This is a genomic window from Sphingomonas melonis, from assembly GCF_013409985.1.
Classification (GTDB): domain Bacteria; phylum Pseudomonadota; class Alphaproteobacteria; order Sphingomonadales; family Sphingomonadaceae; genus Sphingomonas; species Sphingomonas melonis_A.
The window spans coordinates 282,895-294,182 of record NZ_JACCBY010000004.1; the positions used below are offsets into that span (position 1 = coordinate 282,895).

Genomic DNA, 11,288 nt, shown 5'->3' on the forward strand with positions numbered 1-11,288 from the left:
CTCCATCGCGCCGCATGCCCGTTCGGGTAGGATGATTGCCGCACTTCGCAAGGCACACCTATCGCCGCAGCGCGACAGACGCGCTCGGCCGCCGCGGGCCGGCTCGGAGCGGCGCAGCGGACCGCAGGACGGGGATAATCCCTGCCATCGTCGCGATTACAGGATTGTAGCATGATCAACTTCTACGGTCGGGTCATTCTCATCACCGGTGCGGCGCGAGGACTCGGTTTCGCCTATGCGCGCTGCCTTGCCGAAGCGGGGGCGACCGTGCTGCTACAGGACGTCGGTGCCGATCGGGACGGACGCGGCGAAGATCCCCGGATCGTCGCGGAGGCGGCACGTACACTGCGCAACGACGGATTTGATGCGGAAGCGCTTTGCGGCGGGATCGCATCGCGTGATGCCTGTCGGGCGCTGGTCGACGCGGCGCTGGCGGTCCGTGGCCGACTCGACGGCGTGATCCACAATGCCGGGTGGGTTGCCTATGAAACGATCATGAATGTCCGCGAGGACTCGTTCGACCGGATGATAGGAGTCGCGGTCAAGGCGCCACTCTGGCTGGCTCAGGCGGCGTGGCCGGTGATGCAGGCGGCGCGCTATGGCCGGATCGTGCTGACCACCTCCGACCGCGCCCTGTATCCCGAATATGTCCAGACAGGGCTGGCGAGCTATGCGGCGGCCAAACTGGCGGCGGTCGGACTGGTCAACGTGTTGGCAAAGGAAGGCGCGCCAGACGGGATCGTCGTGAATGCGATCTCGCCGGTCGCGCGCACACGGATGTGGGGCGAAACGGGCGAGCCGGATGATTTGCGTCCGCGCGACGTGGCGCCGGGTGCCGCCTTCCTCGTATCGGACGCCTGCACACAAGGCGGCTGGGTGCTGCGTGCTGGCAACGGGCAGTTTCATGCGACGCGATCCTGCGAGGCCGCAGGGGTCGACTATCCGCGCGATCTGCACGGCGTCGCCGCCGCGACTGTCGCGGAGGTCGCGGCGCAATGGCCGAGGATTGCGGTGCCTGCGGTCGAGCCCCGCGCCTGAGCGCCGTTACGCACCGTCGATGGGCCCGAGCGTGGCGATCACCGGCCCGACGAGCGCGTGGGCGGCCTGTGCCGCCGCCTCACCGTCGCCGGCGCGGATCGCATCGAGCACGCGGCGGTGTGCGATGAAGCCGGGTTCGGGCAGGTCGATATTGCCGAACACCGCCGCGATGTTCTGGCGCACCGACACCGCAAAGAAGCGATAGAGTTCGGCGAGCGCGACATTGTGCGTCGCCTGTGCGATCGCGAGGTGGAAGGCGGCATCGCGCTCGACGAACCCGCCGACGTCGCCATCCACCGGCACGTCGCCGCGCCGGTCGAGCAGGTCGGCAAGGCGGATGATATCCTCGTCGGTGCGACGCAGGGCCGCCATCCGTGCCGCCTCGGTCTCGAGCATCGCGCGAAGCTCGAAATGGTCGCGCAACCCGGCATGCGTTACGCGCCGCATGACCTCGGCCGGATCGACGCTCAGCCGGACATAGGTGCCGTCACCCTGCCGCACGTCGAGCACGCGCGCATGGGACAGGACGCGCACCGCCTCGCGCACCGTGTTGCGGCCGACCTTCAGCATCTCGGCAAGCTCGGCTTCCTTGGGGATGCGCTCGCCGACCTGCCAGCGGCCCTCTTCAATCTGCGTGCGCATCAGCTCGATGGTCGTGTCGACCAGCGAACGACGGGGTGCGGAGGGAAGCGACGAGGAAGGCATGGCACCGTCCTTAGCAAGGGAAAGCCATTCATCCCATCTTTGTTGAGACCAGACTTGACCGACCATTTAATACATAGGATGATACGACCTATAGCAGCAAGGTCGATCGCTATGTCTCAGACTGCCTACGCCCGCACGCTCGCGCCGCTCTGGCGAAACCTCGCAGCCCTCGACATCACCACAACACGCTGGCAGTTCATCGCCCGGTCGGCACTTGCCACCGGCCTCGCCCTCAGCATCGCCTTTGCTCTGCAGGTCGAAGCCCCCTTCTCCACCGCCTCGACCGTGCTGCTGGTGACCAACCCCAATCAGGGTGCGGTGCTGGCCAAGGGCGGCTGGCGGCTGATGGGGACGCTGATCGGCGGAGTCGCCGCGACGATGCTGATGGCGGTCTTCATCCAGACGCCGGCGCTGTTCCTGCTCGGCTTCGGCCTGTGGCTGGGCGTGTGCGCGGGGGCAGCGACGGTGCTGCGTCACTTCCGCGCCTCGGGCGCGGCGGTGGCGGGCTATACGGTCGGTCTTGCCACCTATGGCGCGCTCGAACGACCCGAGCGCGCGCTCGACGCCGTACTCGGGCGCACCGCCACGGTGGCGCTGGGCGTGGTATGCCTCGGCGTCGTCACCGCGCTGCTGAGCGGACGCGCGACGCGCGCGAAGCTGGAGGCAGCCTTGGCTGCGCAGATCGCAAAGGTCGGCCGATTGCTGGCGAGCGCCGTCGCGGGCGACCAGTCAGCGGCTGGTGCGGCGCCCGATCTCGCCGCCGGTATGTTCGCGATCGACGATCTGCTCGAACTGAGCCGCACCGAATCGCCTGACGTCGCGATCCGGGCCGGAGCAGTGCGTGAGGGGCTGGCGGCGCTGTTCGGCGCGTTGCTCGGCGCGGCGGAGTGGTCAGCGCGGCAGGCGGACGATCCGGCACTGGCGCCGGCCTGCGCCGATATTGCCCGGAGGCTACCGGTCGTCATCACGGCGGTCGAGTGCGGCGCGCTGGAGGTGGCGCGCGTGGAACTGGCAGCGCTGCGCCACGGCTTGCGCACCACGACAAACGCCGCCGAAGCGGATCACGGCCCCGCCACGCTGATCGCCTTCGACCGCCTGCTGGAAGCGATCGAGGATTTCGAGGCCGCGTTGCTCGGATTGATGCGGCTGCACGCCCGGACCGTGCATCACGGCCGCCCCTTCCGTTATCATCGCGACTGGGGCGGCGCATGGCGCAACGGATTGCGTGCGCTGCTTGCCATCCTGGCGGGCGGCGCGATCGGTACCGCCACCGGCTGGAGCGAATGGTCACTGCTCCCTTTGATCCTCGCGCCGTACGTGGTGCTGCTGGCGATGACCGGCAATCCCGAGGCGGGCGCGATCGCCTTCGTCAAAGGCACGGTGCTGGCGGTGCCGGCGGCGTGGCTGTGCGGCTTCGTGCTGCTGCCGACGGTGACCGGCCTGCCGCTGCTGCTCGCGTCGATCGCGCCGTTCTGGATCGCGGGCCTCTATACGCTCACCGTCCCGAAGCTGGCGCCGGCGGGGCTCGCCTATCTCGTCGCATTCAACACGTTAGTCGGCGCCACCAACCCGATGACGTGGAACGCGGCGGCATTTCTCAACCAGGCGTTCGGCTGGGTCTTCGCGGTGCTGATGACGTGGATCGTCTTCCGGGTGATCCCGCATCAGCCGCACCGGCAGGCGCAGCGGATCGCCGAAACGCTGTGGCGGGATGTGGGCGCCGCGATCCGTGCGGAGGTGCGGACGGGCCGCAGCACGTGGGAGCATCTTCAGCACCACCGGCTGGTGCGGATCGCGCAGAGCCTTGCGGGTGACCCGGCGACACGGAGGCGGGTGCTGGCGCAGGGGCTCGACGACGTCCATCTCGGCCGGGCGGCGCTGCGGCTGCACGCGGCGCTTGGCGGTTCGCAGACGGACGAGAGCATCCACACGGCACTGGTCATGGCGGCAACCATGCCGGACAGCGCCGCCCCTGCCCTGCGCGACGCCGCGCAAGCCGGTGGCCTGCCCCACCGTATCGCCGCCGAACTCACCGACATCGCCGATCTGCTCGACCGGCGCAGCGCGAGGGCGGCGTCATGCTGAGTGAAGTGTCGATCGCCGGCATCTACCTGCCGCCGTTGCTGCTCTACCTCGCCGCCGCGCTGCCGCTCTTCGCGGCCACGCGTGCGCTGCTCGCCCGCGCCGGCGTGCTGCGCTTCGTCTGGCATCCGGCGCTGTTCGAGTTCGCCCTCCTGCTCGCGCTCGTCGCGCTCCTCCTCCTCTTCGCCTGAGGACCATCCATGCCGATACCACCCAAGATCCGCGCCGTGCTCCGCCCTGCCCTCACGCTCGCGGTGACGAGTGGGACGATCCTGCTGATCGTCGCGGTATGGCGCGCCTATATGCTCGCACCCTGGACGCGCGACGGGCGGGTCGGCGCGGATGTCGTGCAGGTCATGCCCGACGTCTCCGGCCGCGTGGCCGAGGTGCACGTCGTCGACAACCAGCGCGTCCGCCGCGGCGACATCCTCTACGTCATCGACCCTGCCCGCTTCCGGCTGGCGGTCGCCGCTGCCGAGGCCGAGCTGCGTGCGCGCCGCGCCGACCTCGCGCTGAAGACCGCGACCGCGCGTCGCCGCGACCGGCTCGGCGCGGAGATCGTCGCGGCGGAGACGATCGATCATGCCGACGGCGAGGCGCGGATGGCGCAGGCCGCCTATGACGCTGCGGCGGTCGCGCTCGCCACCGCACGGCTCAACCTCGCCCGTGCGACGGTGACCGCGCCGGTCGACGGCTATGCGACCAACCTGCGGCTTCGCCCCGGCGACTATGCGACCGCCGGCGCGACGCGGGTGGCGATCGTCGACGCGCACCGCCTCTGGGTCACCGGCTATTTCGAGGAGACCAAGCTTGCGCGGATCGCCCCCGGCGCGCGCGTCGAGGTGAAGCTGATGGGCTATGACACCCCCCTCCCCGGTCACGTCGAGAGCATCGGCCGCGGTATCGCCGACCCCAATGACAGCCCCGACGGACGCGGCCTGCCGAGCGTCGACCCGGTCTTCACCTGGGTGCGGCTGGCGCAGCGCATCCCGGTGCGCGTCCGGATCGACCGGATGCCACCGGGGGTGACGCTCGCCGCGGGAATGACGTGCAGCGTCGCGATTGGCAACGGCATCGCGCACGGCCGGCTGCTCGCCGCGACCCGGGCGCTGCTGTGATGCGGGTCCGGTCACCGACGCTGTTCGCGCTGCTGCTGGCCGGCTGTGCGACGCCGCACATAGTGCCTTATACCAAGCCCGCGCCGGTGCTGCCGCCGCACTGGACCGAGCCGCATCCTGCCGCGACCGCAGGGTCCGTCGACCTGCGCCGCTGGTGGACCGGTTTTCATGATCCCGCGCTCGATCGATTGGTCGAGTGCGCGATCGCCGGCAATCTCGACCTGCGCATCGCCGCACAGCGCCTGCTCGCCGCCCGCGCCGAACGCGACGCGGTGGCGGCGGCTCGCCATCCGCTGATCGGCGCCAGCGGCGGCGCCTCGGTGCAGCGATCGAGCACGCGGCTTGACTATCCGCCGGGGATCGGCCGTTCGGACACGCTGTCGGCGGGGCTCGAGGCGAGCTGGGAGCCCGATCTGTTCGGCCGGCTCAGCCAATCGGTCGAGGCTGCCGAGGCGGAGGCCGGCATCGTCGAGGAAGACCGCCGTGCGATCCTCGTCAGCCTGATCGCTGAAATAGCGCTCGATTATATCGACCTGCGCTCGGCCCAGGAACGCCACGCCATCGCCACGCGCGACATCGACCGGTTGAAGACGACGCTCGACGCCACCGAACGTCTCCACCGTGCCGGTCTCGCCACGGGTGCCAGCGTTGCCGAAGCGCGCGCCGAATGGCGGCTGGCGCAGGCGCGCCTCCCCGGCTTTGCCGAACGGATCGCACGCGATCGTCACGCCATCGCGACTCTGACCGGCGGCTTTCCGGGCGACATGCTCACGGATCTCGGCGACACCGCCCCGCTTCCCGCCGTACCAGAGCTGCCGCCATCCGTGCCGTCGCAACTGCTCCGCGACCGGCCCGACATCCGCGCCGCCGAGCGCCGCCTCGCCGCCGCCACCGCCCGCGCCAATGTCGCGGCCGCCGATCTCCTGCCGCGCTTCCGCATCCCGCTGACGCTCGGCATCGCGGCGAGCGGTGTCGCCGGCCTGCTGTCGCCCGGTGCGATCGTCTGGAGCCTTGCCGCCAGCGGCTCGCAGACGCTCTATGACAAGGGGCAGCGCGCCGCCCGGCTGCGTGCCGCACAGGCGCTGACCGAAGCGCAGCGGCTTGACTATGAGCGCAGCATCCGCGCCGCGATGCGCGATGTCGAGGATGTGCTTGCCAGCCGCCACGAGGAAGCGATCCGTTACGAGGCCCTGACCGCGGCGCTGGCGGCGAGCCGTACCGCCGTCTCCCGCGCTACCCGCGAACGCCGCGCCGGCACGATCGGCACGCTCGACCTGCTGACCACCCAGCGCTCGCTTTATGCGATCGAGGACGGGCTCGCCGTCAGCCGCGCCGACCGGCTGCGCCAGATCGTGACGCTCGCCAAGACGCTTGGTGGAGGCTGGCAAGACGACTTTCCAGAAGCTCATCCAACAGGCTGATGCTCCCGCGGACGAAGGGTGGAGCGGTGAAGTCAGAACCTGCCCGCCTCTCCACGCACGCTTGTCGTCGCGCCAGGGTCATGTCCGGCTCCCCCTGGTTGCAATGGTGGTCGGTTCGTTCGTGCGCGCTGCCGCCTCGCAACGTCCGTCCGATATCGACGCCACTTGCGGTATCGGCGTCTCCCCTGCCGGTGTCTTTCCGCACCGACTGAATGTCCACCGATCTGCTCGCGCGATCCGATCGCACGTCGCGACCTTCGGGGGCACCTCATGGTCCATGATAATGCGTCGGCGATGCTCCCGACGGCTACCTTCGTACTGCTACTGTGCCGCTACACCATCGCTTTCGTAGTACTCGGCGCGATCGCCGTCAGTAGAGGCAGGTTTTGCCCGTGGGCGGACGCGGCGGCGCAGGGCGCTGACCGAGCTGTTGATTTCCAGATGCTATACCGTCTTCTATTCGCTCGCGCTGCACAATTACGTGACGCACGGAGCCCTGACGGCGCTGCTCGGCATCCAGCCATCCCCGCGTCGTTCCTGGTCGAACGGTGCTTGACCGCGGTCCGGTCGACCCCACCGGCCCGGGCGCTCACCGGGTTGAGGGAGGCGTTGCCGAAGGGCTCGTCGCGATGTGTTTCGCCGTCGCGGGATTCGCTTGTGCCGGCTTTGCGCCCCTCGGGTTTCGGCCGGCGCGATGCTGCGGAAGCGGGAGATACAGACCCCCTTAGGTCTCGCTACAACTGTAACATGCGGTCGCACAGGCTGTCACCGGCGCGGCGGCTTGGTTTGAGGCAGTCCTCGGGTCGTGGGAGGTGGGCTTCGTGCTGGTGGTGCTGCAAATCGCGCCGTGCGGTCTCGATCGGTGCGACCTCCCTCATCTTCCGGCTGATGGGACGCGGTAATCCCATGGACGCGACCAGCCTGTTCTATCGCGCTCCAGACGTCGCGCGGCGTTGACCTTCGCGATCGGCCATTGCATGCAGGCACCGTTGCCGGGCGGTCTTGCGCTGGCCGTCGCTGCGGTATTGTTTTTGCGCGATGACGTGACGGGGCGCGCACGACCCCCGGTCGCTGGACCGGCGCATGATACCCTATCGCTCCCTTTGTGTGACGAGTGGCAGGATCGCGCCCAGCGGTTCCGCCTTTTCCACCGCAGCGTCGGTGCATTCATGGCGTCCGCGCAGATCAATCGGGTGGAGATGGGACAACGGTGCATCCAAGCGCGCTGGTAGTCGCATTATCCGGACGCGACCGGCCGGTCGTTGCTAGTCCGATGGAACGGCGGAGTGCCGCCCTGCCCCCGCCTCACGTTGGTGCGTTTCCAGTGGAGCGGATGTAATTATCGGCGCTTAGTCCAGACCACGTCTCGCACCGGCCGAAATTGCGGTTGCCCGAGGGTGGACGTCAGCGAGGATCAACAGGGCCGGGCCACGGCTACGTAGCTGGTAGCTATGAGGTAGCGTCTTCGCACACTGGCATTCATTCCGTCCGTCTTAATGCTTTTTTTGATAGGTCTTTAGCGGTTAGCTATCGGAGAGCGGGTGTTAGATCAGTTGCTCATTCTGGTAGGCGCGGCTTACCGCCCCTCGATGCGAGGTAGCTACTGACCGTCGGATAGCTATCAGCTTTTAGATTGGTAGCGCATGACGGTCGCGAGCGGCCCTGGCCGTCGATGAGAGGCGGTAGTAGGAAGCTTTGAGGAATGGGATAGCTATCAACTACTCCTGCCACGGTGGTTGGGCACGCTTTCGTGTGCGGCCTTGGCCACGCGGCGGGTGCCTGCCCCCGGCTAACCTACCGCGAAAGTTGGGTTCCTAAGCCGAGCCCGGCCCGATCGGACGACGTCGGATGCTCACCCGAGATCGCTGGTCGCCAATTCCCTGAACGAGTATCATCTAGCTAGCAGGTGCCAGGAAGCTATCGGCTAGGCCCGTGCAACGCAATTCGGAAGTTAGGTCGAGTAGCTACGAGCTATACAATGCGGCGAGTAGCTACTAGGTACGTAGCCCTCAAATCATTACCCAAGGGTGCCAGGCTTGCAAAATGCAGAACAGGATACAGCATCCTGATGATGTACGGCCTTGACCGGACAGGTATCAGTGGCAGGCCGGACTATGCCCTCCGCCATATGTTTCCATGTGCATATACATGACAGCGTCCTGGGCGCACGGCATGCAGGTAGCGGACGATAGCCAACCGTAACCAGATAGCTACTAGTTGCATGCTGACGGTGTTTTCCGATCGTTCTCGCCTGACAGCCTTGAGTGGAAAGCGCGCACGAAACACGGGTGGAAATGTGCGAGATAGCTATCGGGTAGGAGGGTGGTAGCCGATAGCTATCCCTAAGACCCGGCGTTCTAGTAGCTACTAGATATTGACGCAGCAGCACGTTGGAAACAACGTTTAACCGCCATAGCATATAAGTTTGATGCTTACGGGAGGGGGTGCCCCATCGCCTTACGGACGTACTTGGCTGTGACTGCAAGACTGGTCGCGGCGGGTGCGATCATATCTGTACAAGCATCAAGATACACAGGGCGAATTGACAGCGACAGTGAACAGTCACCCTACGCCAGCAATCGGTTGCCTCCCGAAGCTACCTAGTAGCTATCCTTGTATAGCAGCTTGCGAGGCTGCTCTGTTCGAAGTGGCGATCAGGGCGCAGGCGTAGGATCTCTGAGTATTTCGGCCACGTGCCTATCAGCCTTAGGGTGGGGGCAATTACGGTGCGAACCGTTGCACTTCGACCAGCGCCGGCGCGCTCGCGCGTACTTTTAGCCCAAGGTATCTACGACGGTCTGGTGGGCTGGTCTGCCCCGGGGATCACGTTGCTACGACCGAAAGAGGGTGATGATCGATGCCGATGGGGATGCCACCGCGCAACGGGCACGTCTCGCGTTTCAGCCGCCGTGCACAGAGCACACCAACCTGCGTAAAGCCACGATAGCTACCCGGTAGCACAACCTACCGCCTAGCTTTCAGCTATCTTATATCTCCTAGCTATCCGATACGCGGCATGCTATCAGCCGCCAGATAGCTAGTGGATATCGTGAGGCCCCAATGCCGACCATTGTTCTCGTCAGTCCAAAGGGCGGCGTCGGAAAGACGACCGCGGCGATGATCCTCGCCAACCAGTTGAGCCAGGGCGCGCCGGTGACCGTAATCGATGCCGATCCGAACCGGCCCTTCCAGTCCTGGGCGGCGGGCGGTAACGTCCCGGATAACCTCAAGATCGTGACGGACGCGGACGAGGAAAACATCATCGACAAGATCGAGGAGGCTGCCGCGGCGACCCCGTTCGTCATCGTCGATCTGGAAGGCACCGCCGCGAAGATCGTCGTCCTGGCCGTCAGTCAGGCGGATCTCGTGATCGTTCCGACACAGGGGTCGCAGCTCGACGCCGAACAGGCGGGGAGGGCGCTCCGCGTGATCCGGCAGCAGGAGAAGATGACGCGGCGGCCTGTCGAATATGGGGTGCTGTTGACCAGAACCAGCCCCGCCATCCGCACCCGGACCACGACCCACATCATGCAAGGCCTCGCCGAGGCCGGCATCAACGTCTTCGATACGCACATCAACGAGCGAGAGGCCTTCCGTGCGATGTTCTCGTTCCGTCAAACGCTTGAGGGGCTGAGGAACGAGGAGGTCAACAATCTGGACAAGGCGATCAACAACGCCAACGCGTTCACCAAAGAGGTGGTCGATCGTCTGCGTGCGATCCAGTACGCGCAGCAGGAGGAGGTCGCCTGATGTCCGCGCGCGTATCGCCATTCGGCGACCTTGATGATTTCCAGCCGCGTTCGCCCGCGAGCCGAACCGACGACGGCATCATCGACAAGATCGCCGAGGCCAGCAACTTCCCGAGCCGCGCGCCGCGCGCCGAACGTGTCGAGGTCGTGCCCGAGCAGGGGCCGGCTGAAGTTCCTGCCGCATCTTCTATCCGCTCGCAGCGGCGATATCGGACCGGACGCAATCAACAGCTGAACATCAAGGCGTCGAAGGAAACGGTCGACCAATTCTACGCCTTGGCAGATGCATTCGGTGAACCATTGGGCGTGGTGTTTGAGCGAGCCGTGAAGGCGCTCCGTGATGAGCGTCGCGACGAGGCGAAGCCTCGCTGAACCAGCCCGGGGCGGGTGAGGGGGGGCTGCCTTGCTGCCCCGCCCCGCTGCGAATGGGACGTGTGCTGATGTGCCCAGTGCGAGTCGAAAGTGGCGTCTACGTCCGCCGCTGTCGCTTTTCGGCTCGGGCAATCTTCGGGTTTCATGTTCGTAGCGACCTTCAGCTGCCTTGCTCGATGACAGCAGAGGGTGACCATTGGTGGGGCTGAGGGTGGCGACTGGGGTTAACCGCGACGGGCAGCACAACGATCTACCCGGAATGTAGTTGGGGCAGGAAGCGCTCTCTTGCCGTCGGTTGGCCTGGATCGGCATGTTTGCAGGTAGGCGCTCGCGATCGGACGAAACGAGCTTAGCAGCCGCGCCCGCGATGACGTAAGCGTCGGCCAGCAGTGGTTGTCGGCGGATACGCTGCGCGTCCCCAGGGGCGGATGCTCCGTCACACCACCTTTAAAGCGACTCACTGGTCTTGACGGGTGTTATCGTGCGCAGCCTTCCTGACGGTCGGCAAGGTGAAAGCCCTTCGTAGTCCTTCCCATATTCTGGATGTGCCGAGGGCCAAACCCGGAAAGCAATAATCTTCAAATCTGTCCGGCAAACTCTTGCAGGTGGGGCGGCAATGATGGGCGCCGTGCAGGCGGGTCTTGGGCGAAGCATTGGTCGGTGCATGATGCTAGGCGGGATCGACATTCAGTGTCGTAGCGAAGTTCCTCCCCCCGCTTGGGGACGAATCTTGTCCAAACTCCGATGTCAAATCCTCCGTTGCCAGGGGAGGTGGCATGCCGAAGGCATGACGGAGGGGGAGG

Annotated in this window: 8 protein-coding genes; 7 read left to right on the forward strand and 1 reads right to left on the reverse strand. The window is 66.3% G+C overall.

What is annotated here, in order from left to right; all coding sequences use genetic code 11:
• Positions 1–171 precede the first annotated feature (171 nt).
• Complete coding sequence (locus tag HD841_RS14745; protein WP_179509633.1) at positions 172–1,038, forward strand: SDR family NAD(P)-dependent oxidoreductase; 867 nt, start codon at positions 172–174, stop codon at positions 1,036–1,038.
• Between the two features lie 6 nt (positions 1,039–1,044).
• On the opposite strand, the gene HD841_RS14750 is transcribed toward HD841_RS14745, so the two are convergent.
• Positions 1,045–1,743: a FadR/GntR family transcriptional regulator gene (locus HD841_RS14750; protein WP_179509634.1), complete on the reverse strand. Its 699-nt coding sequence runs from the start codon at positions 1,741–1,743 to the stop codon at positions 1,045–1,047.
• Between the two features lie 111 nt (positions 1,744–1,854).
• On the opposite strand from HD841_RS14750, the gene HD841_RS14755 reads away from it, so the two are divergent.
• From HD841_RS14755 to HD841_RS14780, 6 genes are all read left to right on the forward strand, one after another.
• Positions 1,855–3,828 (forward strand): FUSC family protein, encoded by a 1,974-nt coding sequence (locus HD841_RS14755; RefSeq protein ID WP_179509635.1) that lies wholly within the window; start codon positions 1,855–1,857, stop codon positions 3,826–3,828.
• Positions 3,822–4,016, forward strand: coding sequence for a DUF1656 domain-containing protein (locus HD841_RS14760; protein ID WP_179509636.1), 195 nt, complete (start codon positions 3,822–3,824; stop codon positions 4,014–4,016). Before HD841_RS14755 ends, HD841_RS14760 begins: the two co-directional genes overlap by 7 nt.
• Positions 4,017–4,025: 9 nt before the next feature.
• Positions 4,026–4,943, forward strand: coding sequence for an efflux RND transporter periplasmic adaptor subunit (locus HD841_RS14765; protein WP_179509637.1), 918 nt, complete (start codon positions 4,026–4,028; stop codon positions 4,941–4,943).
• Positions 4,943–6,364: an efflux transporter outer membrane subunit gene (locus tag HD841_RS14770; protein ID WP_179509638.1), complete on the forward strand. Its 1,422-nt coding sequence runs from the start codon at positions 4,943–4,945 to the stop codon at positions 6,362–6,364. Before HD841_RS14765 ends, HD841_RS14770 begins: the two co-directional genes overlap by 1 nt.
• A gap of 3,060 nt (positions 6,365–9,424) precedes the next feature.
• A complete protein-coding gene (locus HD841_RS14775; RefSeq protein WP_179509639.1) occupies positions 9,425–10,114 on the forward strand; it encodes a ParA family protein in 690 nt (229 codons plus the stop codon).
• A complete protein-coding gene (locus tag HD841_RS14780; protein WP_179509640.1) occupies positions 10,114–10,485 on the forward strand; it encodes a stability/partitioning determinant in 372 nt (123 codons plus the stop codon). Before HD841_RS14775 ends, HD841_RS14780 begins: the two co-directional genes overlap by 1 nt.
• The last annotated feature ends 803 nt before the right edge of the window (positions 10,486–11,288 follow it).